Below are 18,200 nucleotides of genomic sequence, written 5' to 3'. Positions count from 1 at the left end.
ACCATGATCTAACACCACTGAATACATAGTAAAAAGACTTTAGGCTTAACAACTTAACGTAAAGTAGCCTAATCTCTTTCAGTTTGAGGTCTGTCTCCAGTCCAGTTTTTTGGAAATAGAGAAGCAAAGTAAGCCTGTTAAAAATAACAAGAGAAATATAGGTATGGCAAAGATGGTTAAAAAAGAAAAAATGAAAAAAATACTGCTGACCGCAAATATAAGCCAGCTAATAATTAACAATGAACTGGATAAAAAATCTTTGATAGCATCGATCATTAATTTCACCACCATCTGGGATATATTGTTAGTATGTATTATATATGATTTTACAATTAGCTTGGGAAGTAGTTCATAGTTCATGCACATATAAGTGTAAAAGGGGATGGAATGAATGGAAAACGAATGGTCTTCGTTAATAGCGCACGTGAAGCAGCTGGAGGAGAAATTATTAAAATCTGAGATCCGTACATCACCAGAGGAACTTTCACGATTATTGAAAGATGATTTCTTTGAGTTCGGCAGTTCAGGTCGAATATGGACTAAAAGCGATTGTATCGGAGAAGAAGGAATAGAAGCGGTGAACATGATCTTAAGCGATTTTGACATGCACCAATTGTCCGAAGATACCGTATTAACTACGTTCCGGATTTTTGATGAAGGTAGAGAGGAGCATACCTTAAGAAGTTCAATCTGGAAATATGCGAATGGCAGATGGCAAATGTTTTTTCATCAAGGCACAAAAACGAAAGGGCCCCTTTGAGCCTTTTAATAATAAAAAATATCATAAAAGATCGTAAGTAAAATGAGTTTTGCCTGCTTTGAAACTATTCCAATAAAATGATGAGGTGGATAAAGTTGATCTTTCGTACCATTGATACGGACAAGGATAAGGACATTATCATTAAATTCAGGAAAGATTCCTTTGTTGTAAGTTTTGGATCTGAAGATGGTTTTGGAGATGAAAATTCTTATCTGAAACAAATGAAAGAAAGGGTCCGCAAATTTCCGGATGGACAGGTGATCATTGAAAAGGATCAAGAACCGATTGGACAAATGGAACTTCAAATTCGGGAGTATGAAGGGACTGAGATTGGCTATGTGAATTTATTTTATCTTATTCCCGAATACCGCAGTAAAGGCCTTGGCAAGGAATTGGTACGCTACGCAGAAAACTTTTTCAGGCAATTTAATGTATCCGAATATCATTTAAGGGTGTCTCCGGACAATCAAAGGGCGATTCGTTTATATACGAATTCAGGCATGATGAAGATAAGGGAAGAAAATGAAAAATACCTTGTCTGGAGAATGAGCAAATCATTATAAAGTAGAAGTGGAATTATATTAATATAATAAAAAAACTGTCAATTCACTATACTATGAAAATGTTTAGAGCGATAAAAAATATAGTTGACTTTAGAGAAAATTGAATATATAGTGAAGGACATAATTAAATATAACGTTAATTCTTATCAAGAGATGTGGAGGGACTTGGCCCTATGATACCTCGGCAGCGGGTTTTTACTTTTGTAAAAATACTGTGCTAATTCCAACGGACGAAAGTTTGAAAGATAAGAAGGAGCTTTTCTTAGATAATTAATTTAAGAGTTTACTCTTTTTTATGTCTAAAAGAGGCCTCTTCTGTCTGATGACGGAAGGGGCCTCTTTTGTTTATTCAGAATGGATATGGTTATTTGGAGAATTGGTGCATTTACTCGAGAGTTTCACGCATTACTCGAGAGTTTCGATCATTAATCATGAGTTGTGAGCATTAACTCGAGAGTTTCGCACATTTACTCGTGAATTTCGCGCATTTACTCGAGAGTTTCGCACACTTACTCGAGAGTTTCGCACATTTACTCGAGAGTTTCGCACATTTACTCGTGACTTTCGCGCATTTACTCGTGAGTTTCATGCATTTACTCGTGAGTTTCACGCATTTACTCGTGAGTTTCGAAGATTTACTCGTGAATTTCGCGCATTTACTCGTGACTTTCGAAAATTTAACCCGATCATTATGAAACATTGGAAGCTCTTCTCTGATAAAGAATTTGTACAAATAAACAACATGGGGGGAGATTGGATGATTGAGTTTCAAAATGTTAAAAAGGTTTATCAAACAAAGAAACAGACGGTTGAAGCGTTAAAAGGAATTAATTTGACCGTTGAAAAGGGGGATATATTCGGTGTAGTCGGTTATAGCGGGGCCGGGAAAAGTACGTTGATCAGGCTGGTCAATCTGCTGGAACACCCTTCAGATGGTCAGGTGATTGTTGGGGGGAAGGAGTTAACTTCATTGAACCCAAAGGAATTACGGGCAGAGAAGAAAAAAATCGGGATGATCTTTCAGCATTTCAACTTGCTTAACTCAAAGACCGTTTTTGATAATATCGCCATGCCGCTCGTTTTATCGGGAACTCCGGGTAAAGAAATCAAAAAGCGGGTAGGCGAGCTGTTAGAGTTCGTTGGCTTATCAAGCAAGGCAAAGAGTTATCCGGAACAATTATCCGGCGGTCAAAAGCAGCGGATCGGCATCGCAAGGGCATTGGCTACCAATCCATCAATCCTATTGTGTGATGAAGCTACATCGGCATTGGATCCACAAACAACGAGTGCAGTACTGCAGCTCTTAAAAAAAATTAATAAAGAATACAATATTACCATTCTGCTAATCACTCATGAAATGTCAGTGATCAGGGAAATTTGCAATAAAGTGGCGGTCATGGAGGGCGGATGCGTGGTTGAACAAGGCTCAGTTTTCGAAGTTTTTGCCAAGCCGCAAACTGATATTGCAAAAAACTTCGTGAGAACGGTCATACATGACGAGATTCCACAAAGTTTCCTGAAAAGTATAGGGTCCCATATCCCGATTATTTGGAAAATTAATTTTATTGGGACTACTTCGGGTACTCCTTTACTTTCAACCATCTCGAAGAAATATGATGTTCATTTAAGTGTATTATCAGCCAATATTTCTGAAATTCAAGAAACGCCTTTTGGGAATTTGATCATCGAGGTAACAGGTGACCAAAAAGAGGTAGGCAAAGCTTATCAATATATTAAAGATGAGGGGATTCTCGTACAGGAGGTGCAAGTAAATGGGTAATACGCTTTGGGGAATGGAAATAACGGCAGACCAGCTGTCGACCGCTTTCGGTGACACACTTTATATGGTAGCCATCTCATTGGTGTTTTCTGGATTAATCGGGCTCCCGCTAGGTATCCTGCTTGTCATTACTAGAAAGGGTCACATCCTGGAGAATAAATGGATCTTTAATGTATTGAATCCGATCATCAATATATTACGGTCGGTTCCTTTCATCATCTTGCTTGTAGCACTGATTCCGTTTACTAGAATGATTGTAGGCAGTGCGATCGGAACGAATGCAGCCATTGTTCCGCTTATCTTTTACGCGGCTCCTTATATTGCCCGCCTTGTGGAGAACTCCCTGTTGGAAGTGGACAAAGGGATCATCGAGGCAGCTCAGGCAATGGGGGCGACGACATGGCAAATCATTTATCGCTTTTTGATTCCCGAGGGGCTTAGTTCGTTGATCCTTACATTTACAACAGCGACAATCGGGCTGGTTGGTTCTACAGCCATGGCAGGTGCCGTCGGTGCAGGCGGGGTAGGAGATTTAGCCTTGGCTTACGGTTATCAAAGGTTCGATACGATGACGATGGTCGTCACAGTGGCGGCACTCGTGATCATCGTTCAATTATTGCAATCCACCGGGAATTTCGTTTCAAAAAAAATCAGAAGAAGATAAAAATAACAGGAGGTTGGGGAAATGAAGAAAATCTTATTAACGATCATAGTATTGACATTGGCCATCGTGTCAGCAGCATGTGGGAACGAAGAGGGTGCAGCAGGCGGTACGGATGATGTGAAAACAGTGAAAGTGGGTGTCAGCAACGGGGATACGAGAACGTGGGAATACATTGTCGGCTTAGCGAAAAAGAAGGGGCTGAATATCGAACTGGTCACTTTTAATGATTATATCCAACCGAACCTTGCGTTAAATGAAGGTGAAATTGATGCAAATTCATTCCAAACGGTCGCCTACTTCGATGAATTCATCCAAGATCAAAATTTGAAATTAGAGGCCATCGGGTCGACTGTCATTGCACCAATGGGCCTTTATTCGAAAAAACATAAAAGTCTTAAAAGTCTTCCTGATGGCGCGACTATAGCCGTTCCGAATGAAGCAACAAACTTTGGCCGTTCCTTACTCCTTCTTCAAGAAGCTGGATTGATTACATTGAAAGAGGAATTCAATGGTTCGGGATCATTGGAAATCATTCAGGATAATCCGAAAAAATTGAAAATCAAACCTGTTGCTGCCGGCAATACGCCACGTCTATTGGATGATGCCGATGCTTCAACCATTAATAATAACTTTGCCGTTGAGGCAGGACTTTCTTTAAAAGATGCATTATTCCATGAAAGTAAAACGGCGAAACCATATATTAATATCATTGCAGTTAAAAAGGGAAATACCGATCGTCCTGAGCTGCAAAAATTAGTGGAACTTTATCACTCGAAAGAAGTGGAGGCATTCATTGAAAAAACGTTTAAAGGAAACACCATTCCTGCATATGTTTCTGTAGATGAATTATTGAATTACCAGGATGCTTGGACAAAACCAGCCGTTGAAAAATGACGATGAGAACAAAGTGAAGGAATGCCGGATGGATTCAAGGATACCTATCCGGCTCTTTAAACCAATAAATGAAAAGGGAGATAAGAATATGGCGAGAGAATTAGTGCGGAAGCAGCATCAGAAAATCATTGAAGATCACATCGACCTTCATGCCGAATTATATATCGGAATTAGTCAAGCCATTCATTCCAAACCCGAAATTGGGAATCAAGAGTTCTTCGCTTCCGACACGTTAACCGGAATACTCCAACATGAAGGATTTGAAGTGACCCGCAATATAGCTGGGCATGAAACAGGATTCATCGCCAAAAAAACCTCTTCAAAGGAAGGACCCACAATTGCCTTTTTAGCCGAGTATGATGCATTGCCGGGTTTAGGTCATGCTTGCGGCCACAATATCATCGGCACGACGAGTGTTGCAGCAGGCATATCCCTTGCTCAAGTGCTGGAGGAAACAGGCGGAGAGGTGATTGTTTTCGGTACACCGGCTGAAGAGGGAGGACCGAATGGAAGCGCAAAAGGCAGCTTTGTGAAGCACGGTCTATTTGATGGGGTGGATGCAGCCATCATCATCCATCCTGCCGGGCAAACCGGTGTAACCAGTCCATTTTTGGCTGTCGATCCCCTTGATTTTCATTTTTACGGAAAATCAGCACATGCAGCTGCTGCTCCTGAACAAGGCGTGAATGCTCTTGACGGGGTGATTCAGCTGTTCAATGGCATTAATGCTTTGCGTCAGCAGCTTCCAACCGAGGTCAAAATCCACGGAATAATCACCAATGGCGGGAAAGCGCCTAACATCATTCCTGAATATGCATCTGCCAGATTTTACATTAGAGCAACAACATGGAAACTATGTCAAGAAGTATCCCGTAAAATACGTGCCGTTGCTGAAGGGGCAGCACTTGCCACAGGAAGTAAGGTTAAAGTCGAGCGTTTCCAAAATGAAGTACTTGATCTTGTCATTAATCCAGTCCTGGATGAACTGTTAAAAGAAGAACTGGCTCAATTGGGGGAAACGGTGGCTCCTCGAAAAGAGAGTGGTTTTGGCTCGACGGATGCGGGTAATGTAAGCCATGTAGTGCCGACAGCCCATCCTTATATAAAAATTGGATCTGATGAGTTGATTGCCCATACGAATGAATTCCGCGACTGTGCTAAATCAGAAGATGGGGACAAAGCCATCCTTACCGGTGCAAAAGCACTTGCACTTACTGGTTATCGATTGATTTCGGATAAGGATCTGTTGGATAAGGTGAAAACTGCATTTGATGAAGCGAAACAAACGGAAAAATAAAAAAGTGCATACCCAAAAGCAGAATCAAAAAATATAAATTTTATAAAAATCAAAACTTTTTGTTGACTACGGAGCACAGAGTTTGTTATATAGGAAACAATAATACCGAGTAATTCAATAGGGATTAGATTAATTGACCGGAAAACCGGAGACCTTTCTTTAATGTAAAGAGATGTCACCGGTTTTTTTTGAATGAGTTAGCCGGCAGATTGATTGAATGATTCCATGGCTGTTCCAATCCGTAGTAGTTCATATAATAAAGGAGGATTTATTATGGGGATATTATTACGTAACGCAATTGAGAAGAAAAGAAACTTCCTAATCAACAAGTTGATTAACGGGGGTGTCTATAAAAAGAATGACATACATCTATTTGAATTAACCTTAACCGATTTAGAGGAAGAATATATTAAAATACGTAAAATTGAAGAAAAGGAATCCTATTCCGATGACAATTCCCCCTGTCTGACGATACATCATTTCAGTTAACTTCAGAAAATGCGGATGAGGCGGTTATTCCTCTAATACCATCAAATAATTAAAAGGAGAGGGCGAAAATGATGAAGTGTGTGGAAGAAAGGCAGAAGGAATTAATCCATAAGCTTATGATCCATCATGTAAATAAAAGTGTGGAACAGCTCATGAAGTTATCTTTAAAAGAATTGGAAATAGAGTACAAAAAGGTTCAAACGGACTGTCATCCCCATAGTGATGCGGGTTCGATACATTGGATCAATACAAAACGATGTTAGGTTGAACGTTCAGTTCACTCATTTAATGTTCCATAATGAATTTCATCATTTTGTTAAATGCTATTTGTGCTGATTCTACATCATATTTTGAACTGTAAGGGTCACTGAATCCATGTTTTCCGTTGAATTTATGCACTTCGATATTCTTTATTCCTAAAGCTGAAATTAACCCGTCCACATCAAACGATGGCTCGTCTTGCGGAAAGAATAGCAGTGCAGGGCATTGTGGCGTTAATTCTACATAATTCCTAATACGGGAACCGTAGTATCCAACTATTCCATCGACGCATTCTTCCTCACTGCACAGCCAAGCTACAGTTGCCCCTGCACTAAATCCAATGATGAATATTTTTTTGTATTCATCTTTAAGATCCGATAATATATCCTTTATTTTTTGTACAGCTTCTTCAAAGCCTACGTTCTCCATAAAATGACGATAAGCAGCTTCCTCTCGGGAATAATCAAAAGGCGTTTCGCAACCTAACAAGTTCGGACAGATGACATCAAAATCCTGTTTTGATAATGCCTCACAAAAGCCCTGCATATGTTCGTTCAGTCCATAAATTTCGTGAATGACCATGATTACTGTATCTGAATTGTTCTGTTTGTGCAGCATTTTTAACCCCCCCTTATACGAATGCTACCATTATACAAATTAATAACCTGTTAATATATCGTTTCTTCTTATTTTATTAGTTAGTAAAACTTCTTAGTTCAATGAATTCAACATTATTTAGGTGATAATATTATGGTTTGTGGTACCATATTTTTTGCTGCACTTCAGTGACAAAGGAAGAAATTTAAAAAATAGAAAACCTTCTTATAAGTACAATCGTCTATGTATCTAGGAAGGAAGTGTGAACTGTTTTGGAGGAGTTTGTGTTGAAATGGTCTCAAACGAAAGATGAAGAATCATTACTTGATGAAATAATGTCCCTTTATGGCCAGGATATTCTGCAATTGGTCTATTCCTATGTAAAAGACACAGTTGTGGCAGAGGATCTTACACAGGAGATTTTCATCAAATGCTATAGGGCGCTGCCAGCGTATAACCAACAATCAAATATAAGGACTTGGCTTTGGAGAATTGCTATTAACCATTGTAAGGATTATTGGAAAAGCTGGTACTTTCGAAAGGTTTCGCCTGCGGAAGAGGAGCAGGAATGGACTTCTACCGATAATGTGGAAGAAGAGGTCATTCAACAGGATGAAGATAGGCAGCTTGCTGATGCTGTCATGGAGCTGCCTGTCCAGTATCGCGAGGTCATTTATCTTCATTATTTTCAGGAAATGAAGCTCAAGGAGATTTCTGAAGTTACCGGGGTCAAACTTGGGACGGTGAAGACCCGGATGCGCCAGGCAAAAAGAAGGCTAAAAACCTATTGGGAGGAATCAACAGATGGAAGATAGATTAACACGCTTGAAATCAGCTATGAAAAAGCACACATTTCCTGAATTGAAATTCACGGAAAACCATAGAAGCTTCATCCATACTGCTATCGAAAAGCAGGATGCAAGCAAGGAAGACATCATGATTGCCATTTTCAGATCATTGGATAAGGAGAAAAGTGGTTATCAAATTAACGAATCTCTTTACCAGAAAGGCATCCGGAAGTTTGAAGATAACGAAGGCTCCTTGTATGCTACCCTGCATGAGCTTGAGCAGGAAGGCTGGCTTCAGTCTGTTTGGGAAACGGACGACAGAAAGCTCTATTCCTTGGATGAACATGCGAAAAAGTGGCTAAAGAAAAAGGAAGCTAAAAGTGGTTCCGCCTCTGCTAGTTGGCGGACAGCGTTTGAAGGAGGAAGAACCGATTGAGAAGCGATCATTTTTTAGATGAAGTTACGTCTTATATCCGATCAAAAGAAGCAAAAAAATATATAGAAGCTGAATTAAAAGCCCATCTGCATCAAGCTAAAACTGACCTGGTCAAAAAAGGATATAAAGAGGATGAAGCAGAGGAACTGGCTGTCCGGAATATGGGAAGCCCCTCTCACATTGGGAGGAAGATGGACAAGCTGCACAGGCCGAAGATTGATTGGAAGCTAATAAGCATGTTTCTGTTCATGTCAGCTGCCGGCCTGTTTTTGTTTTGGTGCTTATTTAAGGATGGTTATTCATTTTCAGTGCTGAGACAGGGATATTCTGTAACAGGAAGTGTAATTTTGGTCTGTGGCCTTCTTTTTTTCGATTATCGGCAATTCCAGAGATGGGGCTGGGTTTTCTTTACGGTTGGATGTCTGATTCTTATTCAGTTCCAATATTCCACTGAATTAGTGAATGGCAGTCCTCGAATTAATATTATGAGGTTATTGTCGGTCGATTCTACTGTGGTTCTGCCACTTTTTCTGATTGCCTGGGCCGGAATGCTGCAATCAAAAAAGATGAATGTTTATTTGGCTGTCATTTTATACGTTGGTTCTGCCTTTTTGTTTATGCTTACAACCAACTTGCAGGCGGTTGCACTTTATTCATTGATGGTTGCGGTAATGGTCTGGAAGAGCAGCCTAAATAAAAGGAAAATCCTTATTACTGCAGCTGTCCTGCTTACTACATGTGTTTCACTTCTGTTAATATCTTTGAAAGATATTAAGGCCTATCAATTTGAAAGACTTCTTGCGTTCGTTACGCCTGAAAAATTCAGTGGGACATTGGGGTATACGTATTTGAAAATGGAAAAGCTAATTGAGGATGCCGGATGGTTTGGCCATTTTGGTTCCCTCGGGGAGTTTGATTATTCAAATGAAATGATGACGGACTTTATCTTTGTAACGATTACCTATACGCTTGGCTGGGCCGGGGCCTTGCTCATTGGTCTGCTGTTTTTATGGATGATCTGGCGGATTTCCCGTATATTCCAAACTGTGAAAGACCCATTTGGGAAAATGCTTGTTTCCGGCAGTCTTGCCATATTCACTGCACAGGTAACTATTAGCATCGGTATGTCTATCGGCCTCTTACCAATTATAAGCGTATCCCTGCCATTTATGAGTTATGGCGCTTTATCAGCGATGATTAACGCCTGCTTGTTTGGTTTGATTTTAAGTGTGTATCACAAAAAAGATATTATACGGTTGAAGAAAATATGAGAGTACTGGTAAAGGGATGAAGCTTTGTTAGTTGCAATAAATCTTGAGGAGAATATTATCAGGTAGAAAATAATCCTGGAAATATAATACAAGGGAACAGATTTCAAATATATAACTAATTAAGCGCTATATTTGAAATCAAAATTTCCTCCTGCCCCCCATATTAGCGTAAATGAAAGGCTGTTTTCGTATAGATTGTTGCTTTCCCCAAAAATCTAACCAAACAACCGTCAATGTTTTAAGGGGCATAACGTGAGACAATTAAGGATAGGATAGCATTTGCTTTCCTATGGAAATACCTTTTATCTTTTTTAAAATCTACCATAAAGGCTCATCTTTATCACTCAATTTGATGAAAAATGGAAAAATCATAATAAATACAAGACTTAAATAACCTAAAGTAAATAATCGTTGAGTCTTGGATGAAATATATTGTTTATTTCCGCAGTCAGGACAGTTTTTCCCCTTCTTTGAAAATCCGAGCGACCAAATTTCTTTAGTTTTCCATTTGTAGTTGCAGTTAGTACAATGTGCCATCTGTATTCCTCCTTTTACGTCTATTATTGTTACGTTGTAATCACTTTTAAGTTTCATCGAATGATAGAAAACCGCTATTTGGAACTAACGTGCGATAGAGTTTCTTGATCTGCTAGTGAGACCAGGTGACAAAAATGTAAGACGGCAGCTTAAACTGTTAGGAAAATCGATGGCGATTTAGCCCCTTTCTCTTTTAATATGAAAGAAAAAGAGGAAAGGCGGGTATGAAATGAGTTTTTTTGAACTGAATATTCATGTATTTAGAATGATAAATGACTTAGGGAAACAGTACGCTTATTTAAATCCTTCTGCCATTTTCATTGCCGAGTACATGGTATTTTTTTTGGCTTTAGGAGTCATCGTAATTTGGTTCACTCGAAATGAACAGAGTAGAATGATGGTTGTTTGTGGGATGATTACGTTTGTAATTGCTGAAGTGATAGGGAAAATGGCAGGGGGATTGCATTCGAATAATCAACCGTTTGCTGAATTGACAAATGTTAATAAGTTAATTGAAAAAGCAGTCGATAATTCATTTCCAAGCGATCATACCATTTTGTTTTTCTCGTTTTGTGTATCCTTTTGGCTTTTCAAAAGAGGATGGTGGTTGTTATGGATCATGCTGGCTTTCCTTGTTGGCATTTCCCGGATTTGGGTAGGTGTCCACTTTCCGGCGGATGTGTTGGCAGGAGCTATTATAAGCACCATTTCAGGCTTGATGGTTTACCTTGTTGTTCCGAAAATAAGCTTGATTCATAAATTATTAGGTGGTTATGAGAGGTGTGAACAATTGGTTCTATCCCCGTTAACTAAATCGAAGGAAAAAAAATCAAAGGATTTGTAAGAGAAATCAACAAACAGGGTTGCTGAGGCAGCCTTTTTTTTGTTGAACGAAGTGCAGTGTGGTAAATACAAAAATATCCATATGATGATACTGATGGTAAAATAAAGTGAAAACAATTCATTGCAATGGGGGACTTACTATTGATTGAAATACAAAAAATCAAAGATATTATCATGCATCGCTATCCACTTCTTTTAGTTGATCGGGTTATGGAATTGGAAGAAGGAAAGAGAGCGGTGGCCATTAAAAATGTAACAGCAAATGAAGAGTTTTTTAATGGGCATTTTCCAAATCACCCAGTGATGCCAGGTGTATTGATCGTTGAGGCTTTAGCACAAGTAAGTGCTGTTGTTATGCTTACAAAAGAAGAAAATCAAGGGCGTATGGGGCTTTTAGCTGGGATCGATAATTGTCGCTTTAAAAGGCAAGTAAGACCAGGTGACCAATTACGTTTAGAAGTAGAGATTACTCGCTTAAAAGGTCCTATCGGCAAAGGAACGGGAAGGGCTACTGTTGATGGAGAAACTGTATGCGAGACAGAGCTCATATTTGCTTTTGGCGATTGATCTCTCAATAGGGTTCATTTCAACAACGGAGGAATGAAAGTGATACCGATAAGAAAAGCCTACGGGTATGTGACAAGAATCAATAATGGAAGAATACAGGTATTGGTTTTTCAACATCCCATTAGTGAAGCGGGTATACAGATACCCAAAGGTACAGTGGAGCCTCATGAAGATACATATCAAGCAGTGGTAAGGGAAATGAAAGAAGAAACAGGCCTTGAGAATTTTAATGTGGAGGATTTAATTGCAGAAGATTTTTGGGAGAACGCTGATGGTGCCATACATAACAGATTTTTTTATAAGATTTGTGCATCGAATGTTCCTGATGAATGGGACTATCAGCCAACAGGTGGGGGGGATGAAGAAGGGCTGAGATTCCATTTCTTCTGGATTTCTTCTGAACATGAAGTTCAACTTATTAAGGGGCATGGTGATTATTTAAACCTGATTTTTACCTAATTAAGCAGTGAAAGTAAATATTAGGTTTGAAGCTGGTCAGAAAAGCCAAGGTCACTAATGACCTTGGCCTGTTGCTTTTGAATGATCAAGTCTGTTTTTCAGTGATGAAAGTTTTTACGGCTGGGGGTTCATATGTATCAAATTGATCAAGAAGTCCATTTGGTTCAACATCTACCAGCGCCATAGAACGAAATTTTTCATGCAGGAACTGTTCATCGGACATATGATTGAATAAAGCGACCAAAGGATCATAATAATGATTAATATTTAAGAGCCCGCAAGGTTTTTGATGAAGTCCAAGCTGAGCCCAAGTGAAAATCTCAAAGAATTCTTCTAATGTTCCCGGTCCACCTGGCAATGCCATAAACCCATCTGCAAGCTCTGCCATTTTTGCTTTTCTTTCATGCATGGATTCCACGACAATCAGTTCGGTCAGGCTCTTATGGGCTATTTCTTTTTTTTCTAGAAAACTTGGCATGACTCCAATTACATTTCCTCCAGCTTCTAAAACGGAGTCTGCAACTGCACCCATGACCCCTACACTTGCTCCCCCATATACAAGTGTAATATTACGTTTAGCCAGTTCTGCACCCAGGTTTTTAGCAGCTTCTAAATAGACAGTGGATGCGCCATTACTTGATCCACAAAATACAGCAAGAGTTTTCAATATATAACATCTCCCATTTCGTAATCTTCCTTTTATATCATACAAAATTTAGGGAGATTTGTTAAACTTAAGTGTATAAAATGAAAGGTGGATCAATATGGACGTCACTGAATTTCAACAATGGGTAAGAGATTATTATGAAGCAAGAGGATGGTTTGAATTAGACATTTTCATTCGTATTGGCTTTTTGGCAGAAGAAACTGGCGAGGTTGCACGCGCCATTCGCTCCCTTGAGATTGGCAGGGATAGACCTGATGAAGTAAGCGGTACGTTTGAAGAGAATAAACAGGAGTTAACAGAAGAATTGGGAGATGTGCTAGGTAACTTGATTGTGATTGCGAATAAGTACGATATCCCATTGGAAGAAGTGTTTAATGCACATAAAAAGAAACTATCTGAACGCTATAATCATGCGTAAATTTCCCGTTTAATGGGATATCATGAAGTTTTAACTTAATAGAGTATGCAGCCTTACTTTGGCTAACCAGTGCAAGAGCTGTGACGAGCAGCTCTTTTTTTTATGGGCCAAAAGATTGGTTTTTGTTTAAATTAACAGGATAAAATGAAATACATAGTACTTTTAACCTAACACCATTAATAAATGATTCACAAAATATGGGTAATATGCGTGATTGAGATGGAATTTTATTGAGTATACACTTACATTATTAGGAATGAACATTCATTCCGCATCTTGTAAAAAAGGGGTGAACCATGATGATAACTGCAATAAATAAACGAGACAGTATAGTGGCCAGCGCTTTGGTACTATTTGCCGAAAGGGGATATGATGCGACGACGATTCCGATGATTGCTACTTCGGCAGGGGTTGGAGCGGGTACCATCTATCGTTACTTTGAGAATAAGGAAGTGCTGGGCAACAAGATTTTTCAAGAGTACTTGGATATTTTAACTGAAACGATCAAGAATGGATTTCCCTATGATGATTCGATTCGCACTCAGTTCCACCATATTTTCAAATCAATGGTTCATTTTACGAGAGGGCAGGATCAAGCTCTTTATTTTATTAAGATGCATAGTAGAGCCCATTTTTTAAATGAAGATAGTCATGCGAGCTTTCAAAGGCTATTGAATATATTTAAAACTTTCTTTGATTCAGGAAAAGAGAAACATGTAATTAAGGAGCTGCCTTCCTCAGTTTTGATTGCCATCATTTACGGAGCATTTCTTGAGCTTGTCCGCATTGGGGAGCTAGAACCTGAATCAAAACTTTTGACAGATGTGGAAGAAAGTTTTTGGGATGCTGTCCGATTGCACATTTGAGACATTTTCAATAATTAATCGGAATGAACGTTCATTCTGTAATTTAATCTAATAAAAGAGGTGCTAATAAAATGGAAAATACAACACAGTTTCCACAGCCGAAGACATACGGCCCCCTAGGCAGCCTGCCTATTATAGATAAGGATAAACCGCTTCAGTCTTATATGAAGCTGGCACGAGAACTTGGACCGGTTTTTCAATTTCAATTTCCGGGTCGTATTTCTACGTTCGTATCCAGTGCTGCCCTTGCTAAAGAAATTTGTGATGAAACAAGGTTTGATAAGAAAGTCGGCCCTGCACTGCAAAAAGTGAGCGCATTTGGTGGCGATGGTCTCTTCACCAGTGAAACGTCGGAGCCGAACTGGAAAAAGGCGCATAACATTCTGCTGCCCAGCTTTAGCCAGCAGGCAATGAAGGGCTATCATGCTAAAATGGTGGATCTTGCAACCCAACTCATTCAAAAATGGGCTCGCTTGAATCCGGCTGATGAGATTGATGTTCCTGAAGATATGACACGTTTGACCCTGGATACGATTGGTCTTTGCGGGTTCAATTTCCGCTTTAACAGTTTTTATCGGGAGACCACCCATCCTTTTGTCAACAGTATGGTACGTGCGTTGGATGAAGCGATGAGCCAAACGCAGCGACTTGGCATTCAAGATAAACTGATGGTCAAGTCTAAAAAACAATTCAGGGAAGACATTCAATATATGTTCTCTTTAGTGGATGAATTGATTGCTGAACGAAAACAAAATGGTGATCAGGGAGAAGATGACCTTCTTTCCCATATGTTGAAAGGAGTCGATCCTGAAACAGGCGTATCACTGGATGATGAAAATATCCGTTTTCAAATCATTACCTTTTTAATTGCTGGGCATGAAACGACAAGCGGCCTCCTATCGTTTGCAATCTATTTCCTCATGAATAACAGAGACAAGTTAAAAAAAGCACAGAAGGAAGTCGATGAAGTGCTGGGTGACGATGTTCCTGATTACAAACAAGTGAAAAAGCTGAAATATGTCCGTATGGTGCTTAATGAAGTGCTTCGTCTGTGGCCGACAGCTCCGGCGTTTTCCGTTTATGCGAAAGAAGATACCATTTTGGATGAAAAATACAATGTGAAGAAAGGTGATGTGTTCACGCTGCTTATTCCTGAGCTTCACCGTGATCCATCCGTATGGGGTGATGACGTTGAATCGTTCATTCCTGAGCGGTTCGAGAACTTGGATTCTATCCCTTATCATGCTTATAAACCGTTTGGAAACGGGCAGCGAGCCTGTATCGGACAGCAGTTTGCCCTTCATGAAGCGACATTGGTGCTCGGAATGGTTTTACAGCACTTTGACTTGATTGATCATAAAGATTATCAATTGGATGTTAAAGAAACCTTGACTCTCAAACCGGACGGATTGACCATGCGCGTTTCACCTAGAAAGCCGGAGATATCGTTTACCGTTGCTTCTTCAGAACAAAAGTCTGCGGACAAAGGAGCCACGGCATCTTCTATCGAATCTGCACATGGCACACCATTACTCGTCCTGTTTGGATCAAACATGGGAACAGCTGAAGGGATTGCTCGTGATCTTGCTGAAACAGGGAAACGACAAGGCTTCAATGCCAAGGCTGCCCCTTTGAATGATTACACCAATCGACTTCCTCAAGAAGGGGCCGTTCTCATAGTTTCGGCATCTTATAATGGAAATCCCACGGATAATGCGGATGACTTTGTTTCCTGGCTGAAGGAAAGTAATGATGACACTTTGGATGGTGTTCACTATGCGGTCTTTGGCTGCGGAGACCGTAATTGGGCCAATACGTACCAACGTATTCCGGTTTTCATTGATGAACAACTGGAACAAAAAGGAGCAGTGAGGCTGTCAGAAACAGGCTATGGAGATGCAAGCGATGATTTGGAAGGGGATTACGAGAAATGGACAGAAGCCCTTTGGCCAAATCTTGCCGAAACCCTGAACATCGAAGTGAATACGAATGAACGGGAAAGCAGCTCGATTACAATGAACTTCGTAAGTAATGTGAGCGGCACGCCACTCGCCCGCACCCATCATGCATTTACATCGATTGTAAAAAGGAATTTCGAATTACAACATGTAGAAAGCGGAAGAAGTACACGGCATATAGAGCTAACTCTGCCAGAGGGCATTCATTATCAGGAAGGCGACCATCTTGGGGTTCTACCTCAAAATCCATCCGAACTTGTCGAGCGAGTGCTCAGTCGATTCAACCTGAATGGCCAGGATTATGTCAATCTAACTGGGGATTCGGGAAAAGCTACCCATCTTCCTACAGGAAAACCTATAAAACTCGAGGAGTTACTATCCAATCATGTGGAGTTCCAAGAACCCGCCACCCGGTCTCAGATTCGGGCGCTTGCCACTTACACGGTATGTCCTCCCCATGTAAAAGAACTTGAAAATCTTCTCGAGGACAGTACCTATAAACGAGAAATCCTGAACAAGCGCATGACCATGCTTGATCTGACAGAAACGTACCTTGCATGTGAAATCCCATTTGAGCGTTTCCTGGCTTTACTGCCACCTTTAAAAGCAAGATACTACTCTATTTCAAGCTCACCACTCCACAAGGAAGGAGAAGCAAGCATCACGGTCAGCGTCGTCCGTGGGAATGCTTTAAGCGGCAACGGGGAATACAAAGGAATTGCATCGAATTATTTGGCAAAACGCTCTGAGGGCGACAAGGTAGCCTGCTTTATCAATACGCCGCAATCCAATTTCCAGCTTCCAGAACAAACAGAGAAACCAATCATCATGATTGGCCCTGGAACAGGAATTGCACCATTCAGAGGCTTCATTCAGGCTCGTCGCGCTCTTAAGAAAAAAGGTAAAACCCTAGGAGCGGCCCACCTTTACTTTGGATGCCGTAATCCTGAACACGATTTCCTCTATCAAGAAGAACTCGTGCAAGCCGAACAAGAGGGGCTTGTAACACTGCACACCGCTTTCTCAAGATGTCCCGGTCAAGAAAAAACATATGTCCAAAACCGGTTAGCGGAAAACGCTCGAGACATTCTTCCTTTATTAAAAGAAGGAGGACACCTATACATCTGCGGAGACGGAAGCAAAATGGCGCCCGATGTTGAACAAACATTAATCGACAGCTATATGCATCTCTATCAAACAACTAAAGAAGAAGCCACAGAATGGCTGCAATCATTAGAGGAAAATGGCAGATATGCCAAGGATGTTTGGGCAGGAGCATAAATAGCAGGGAGCAGCGATTCCAAGGGGATCGCTGCTTTTTTGTACACGTAAAAATACGAATTCACGAGTATAGAGCATTAATTCACGAGTAAATAGCGGGAATTCACGAGTAAAAAGCAATAATTCACGAGTAAAACAGTAAAATTCACGAGTAAAGAGCAATAATTCACGAGTAAACAGCGGAAATTCACGAGTAAAGGGCGCAAACTAACGAGTAAAATACGAACTCGCGAGTAAATAGCGCAAATTCACGAGTAAAACAGCAAAATTCACGAGTAAAGTACGAATTCAAGAGTAAAATAGCAAATTTCACGAGTAAACAGCGGAAATTCAAGAGTAAACTGCGTAATCTCACTAGTAAAGAGCAAATTTCATGAGTAAACAGCGGAAATTCACTAGTAAAGTACGAACTCACGAGTAAAGAGCAAAACTCACGAGTAAAGAGCAAATTTCATGAGTAAAGTACGAATTCACGAGTAAAACAGCAAAACTCACGAGTAAAGAACGAAATTCACGAGTAAAACAGTAAATTTCACGAGTAAAGTACGAACTCACGAGTAAAGAGCAAAACTCACGAGTAAACAGCAAATTTCATGAGTAAAGTCCGAATTCACGAGTAAACAACGGAAACTAACGAGTAAAGTACGAACTCACGAGTAAATAGCAGAAATTCACGAGTAAAACAGCAAAACTCACGAGTAAATAGCGGGAATTCACGAGTAAAACAGTAAAACTCACGAGTAAACAGAGGAAATTCACTAGTAAAGTGCGAATTCACGAGTAAACAGCGCCACCTCACGAGTA

General features: G+C 40.1%; 20 protein-coding genes and 1 riboswitch. Of the genes, 18 read left to right on the top strand and 2 right to left on the bottom strand.

Annotation, left to right across the window (positions count from 1 at the left end; genetic code table 11):
* Positions 1-391: 391 nt before the first annotated feature.
* From ACQKKK_RS08995 to ACQKKK_RS08955, 9 genes are all read left to right on the top strand, one after another.
* Entirely contained in the window at positions 392-760 is a 369-nt protein-coding gene (locus tag ACQKKK_RS08995; protein WP_427615682.1) for a DUF4440 domain-containing protein, read from the top strand.
* A gap of 95 nt (positions 761-855) precedes the next feature.
* Positions 856-1,323, top strand: a complete 468-nt coding sequence (locus tag ACQKKK_RS08990; protein WP_427615680.1) for a GNAT family N-acetyltransferase — start codon at positions 856-858, stop codon at positions 1,321-1,323.
* A gap of 140 nt (positions 1,324-1,463) precedes the next feature.
* Positions 1,464-1,575, top strand: a riboswitch (SAM riboswitch).
* Positions 1,576-1,796: 221 nt separating this feature from the next.
* The gene (locus tag ACQKKK_RS08985) at positions 1,797-2,018 is read left to right on the top strand and encodes a hypothetical protein (RefSeq protein ID WP_427615678.1); all 222 of its coding nucleotides are present in this window, start codon (positions 1,797-1,799) and stop codon (positions 2,016-2,018) included.
* A 62-nt stretch (positions 2,019-2,080) separates the two neighbouring features.
* Entirely contained in the window at positions 2,081-3,103 is a 1,023-nt protein-coding gene (locus ACQKKK_RS08980) for a methionine ABC transporter ATP-binding protein (protein WP_427615676.1), read from the top strand.
* Between the two features lie 13 nt (positions 3,104-3,116).
* Positions 3,117-3,767: a methionine ABC transporter permease gene (locus ACQKKK_RS08975; RefSeq protein WP_427615846.1), complete on the top strand. Its 651-nt coding sequence runs from the start codon at positions 3,117-3,119 to the stop codon at positions 3,765-3,767.
* Positions 3,768-3,788: 21 nt separating this feature from the next.
* Positions 3,789-4,661, top strand: a complete 873-nt coding sequence (locus tag ACQKKK_RS08970) for a MetQ/NlpA family ABC transporter substrate-binding protein (RefSeq protein WP_427615674.1) — start codon at positions 3,789-3,791, stop codon at positions 4,659-4,661.
* An 88-nt stretch (positions 4,662-4,749) separates the two neighbouring features.
* Positions 4,750-5,958, top strand: coding sequence for a M20 family metallopeptidase (locus tag ACQKKK_RS08965; RefSeq protein ID WP_427615672.1), 1,209 nt, complete (start codon positions 4,750-4,752; stop codon positions 5,956-5,958).
* Positions 5,959-6,231: 273 nt separating this feature from the next.
* Entirely contained in the window at positions 6,232-6,447 is a 216-nt protein-coding gene (locus ACQKKK_RS08960) for a Fur-regulated basic protein FbpA (protein WP_427615670.1), read from the top strand.
* Between the two features lie 68 nt (positions 6,448-6,515).
* Positions 6,516-6,710: a Fur-regulated basic protein FbpA gene (locus tag ACQKKK_RS08955; RefSeq protein ID WP_427615668.1), complete on the top strand. Its 195-nt coding sequence runs from the start codon at positions 6,516-6,518 to the stop codon at positions 6,708-6,710.
* Positions 6,711-6,732: 22 nt separating this feature from the next.
* Here the strand turns inward: ACQKKK_RS08955 and ACQKKK_RS08950 are convergent, their stop codons facing one another.
* Positions 6,733-7,326 carry a dienelactone hydrolase family protein gene (locus tag ACQKKK_RS08950; protein ID WP_427615667.1) on the bottom strand — a complete coding sequence of 198 codons (594 nt, stop codon included), beginning with the start codon at positions 7,324-7,326 and terminating at the stop codon, positions 6,733-6,735.
* Between the two features lie 251 nt (positions 7,327-7,577).
* On the opposite strand from ACQKKK_RS08950, the gene ACQKKK_RS08945 reads away from it, so the two are divergent.
* The 6 genes from ACQKKK_RS08945 (at position 7,578) to ACQKKK_RS08920 (ending at position 12,206) form a co-directional block, all read left to right on the top strand.
* The gene (locus ACQKKK_RS08945) at positions 7,578-8,120 is read left to right on the top strand and encodes a sigma-70 family RNA polymerase sigma factor (protein WP_427615666.1); all 543 of its coding nucleotides are present in this window, start codon (positions 7,578-7,580) and stop codon (positions 8,118-8,120) included.
* On the top strand, positions 8,110-8,529 hold the full coding sequence (locus tag ACQKKK_RS08940; protein WP_427615664.1) for a PadR family transcriptional regulator: 420 nt from the start codon (positions 8,110-8,112) through the stop codon (positions 8,527-8,529). The genes ACQKKK_RS08945 and ACQKKK_RS08940 overlap by 11 nt, the downstream gene beginning before the upstream one ends.
* Positions 8,526-9,800: an FtsW/RodA/SpoVE family cell cycle protein gene (locus tag ACQKKK_RS08935; protein WP_427615662.1), complete on the top strand. Its 1,275-nt coding sequence runs from the start codon at positions 8,526-8,528 to the stop codon at positions 9,798-9,800. Before ACQKKK_RS08940 ends, ACQKKK_RS08935 begins: the two co-directional genes overlap by 4 nt.
* A gap of 766 nt (positions 9,801-10,566) precedes the next feature.
* A complete protein-coding gene (locus tag ACQKKK_RS08930; RefSeq protein ID WP_427615661.1) occupies positions 10,567-11,181 on the top strand; it encodes an undecaprenyl-diphosphatase in 615 nt (204 codons plus the stop codon).
* A gap of 140 nt (positions 11,182-11,321) precedes the next feature.
* Positions 11,322-11,747: a 3-hydroxyacyl-ACP dehydratase FabZ gene (gene fabZ / locus ACQKKK_RS08925; RefSeq protein ID WP_427615659.1), complete on the top strand. Its 426-nt coding sequence runs from the start codon at positions 11,322-11,324 to the stop codon at positions 11,745-11,747.
* A 39-nt stretch (positions 11,748-11,786) separates the two neighbouring features.
* Entirely contained in the window at positions 11,787-12,206 is a 420-nt protein-coding gene (locus ACQKKK_RS08920) for an NUDIX hydrolase (RefSeq protein WP_427615658.1), read from the top strand.
* A gap of 85 nt (positions 12,207-12,291) precedes the next feature.
* On the opposite strand, the gene ACQKKK_RS08915 is transcribed toward ACQKKK_RS08920, so the two are convergent.
* Complete coding sequence (locus tag ACQKKK_RS08915) at positions 12,292-12,873, bottom strand: TIGR00730 family Rossman fold protein (RefSeq protein ID WP_427615657.1); 582 nt, start codon at positions 12,871-12,873, stop codon at positions 12,292-12,294.
* Positions 12,874-12,970: 97 nt separating this feature from the next.
* On the opposite strand from ACQKKK_RS08915, the gene ACQKKK_RS08910 reads away from it, so the two are divergent.
* The 3 genes from ACQKKK_RS08910 to ACQKKK_RS08900 all read left to right on the top strand — a co-directional run bounded on the left by ACQKKK_RS08910 (position 12,971) and on the right by ACQKKK_RS08900 (position 17,396).
* Positions 12,971-13,291 (top strand): MazG nucleotide pyrophosphohydrolase domain-containing protein, encoded by a 321-nt coding sequence (locus ACQKKK_RS08910; RefSeq protein ID WP_427615656.1) that lies wholly within the window; start codon positions 12,971-12,973, stop codon positions 13,289-13,291.
* 296 nt (positions 13,292-13,587) lie between these two features.
* Complete coding sequence (locus ACQKKK_RS08905) at positions 13,588-14,157, top strand: TetR/AcrR family transcriptional regulator (RefSeq protein ID WP_427615654.1); 570 nt, start codon at positions 13,588-13,590, stop codon at positions 14,155-14,157.
* Between the two features lie 71 nt (positions 14,158-14,228).
* Positions 14,229-17,396: a bifunctional cytochrome P450/NADPH--P450 reductase gene (locus ACQKKK_RS08900; protein WP_427615652.1), complete on the top strand. Its 3,168-nt coding sequence runs from the start codon at positions 14,229-14,231 to the stop codon at positions 17,394-17,396.
* Positions 17,397-18,200: the final 804 nt, after the last annotated feature.

The organism is Peribacillus sp. NPDC006672 (genome assembly GCF_050274955.1).
In the GTDB taxonomy this organism is placed as follows: domain Bacteria; phylum Bacillota; class Bacilli; order Bacillales; family DSM-1321; genus Peribacillus.
This window is presented reverse-complemented; position numbering and strand designations above follow the sequence as displayed.

Excerpts from the sequence above, each read along its gene's own strand:
- ACQKKK_RS08955 (WP_427615668.1), top strand. The coding sequence starts at position 6,516 with ATGATGAAGTGTGTGGAAGAAAGGCAGAAGGAATTAATCCATAAGCTT.
- ACQKKK_RS08900 (WP_427615652.1), top strand. The coding sequence starts at position 14,229 with ATGGAAAATACAACACAGTTTCCACAGCCGAAGACATACGGCCCCCTA.
- ACQKKK_RS08950 (WP_427615667.1), bottom strand. The coding sequence starts at position 7,326 with ATGCTGCACAAACAGAACAATTCAGATACAGTAATCATGGTCATTCAC.
- ACQKKK_RS08980 (WP_427615676.1), top strand. The coding sequence starts at position 2,081 with ATGATTGAGTTTCAAAATGTTAAAAAGGTTTATCAAACAAAGAAACAG.
- ACQKKK_RS08995 (WP_427615682.1), top strand. The coding sequence starts at position 392 with ATGGAAAACGAATGGTCTTCGTTAATAGCGCACGTGAAGCAGCTGGAG.
- ACQKKK_RS08930 (WP_427615661.1), top strand. The coding sequence starts at position 10,567 with ATGAGTTTTTTTGAACTGAATATTCATGTATTTAGAATGATAAATGAC.
- ACQKKK_RS08960 (WP_427615670.1), top strand. The coding sequence starts at position 6,232 with ATGGGGATATTATTACGTAACGCAATTGAGAAGAAAAGAAACTTCCTA.
- ACQKKK_RS08970 (WP_427615674.1), top strand. The coding sequence starts at position 3,789 with ATGAAGAAAATCTTATTAACGATCATAGTATTGACATTGGCCATCGTG.
- ACQKKK_RS08910 (WP_427615656.1), top strand. The coding sequence starts at position 12,971 with ATGGACGTCACTGAATTTCAACAATGGGTAAGAGATTATTATGAAGCA.
- ACQKKK_RS08940 (WP_427615664.1), top strand. The coding sequence starts at position 8,110 with ATGGAAGATAGATTAACACGCTTGAAATCAGCTATGAAAAAGCACACA.
- ACQKKK_RS08905 (WP_427615654.1), top strand. The coding sequence starts at position 13,588 with ATGATGATAACTGCAATAAATAAACGAGACAGTATAGTGGCCAGCGCT.
- ACQKKK_RS08965 (WP_427615672.1), top strand. The coding sequence starts at position 4,750 with ATGGCGAGAGAATTAGTGCGGAAGCAGCATCAGAAAATCATTGAAGAT.
- ACQKKK_RS08975 (WP_427615846.1), top strand. The coding sequence starts at position 3,117 with ATGGAAATAACGGCAGACCAGCTGTCGACCGCTTTCGGTGACACACTT.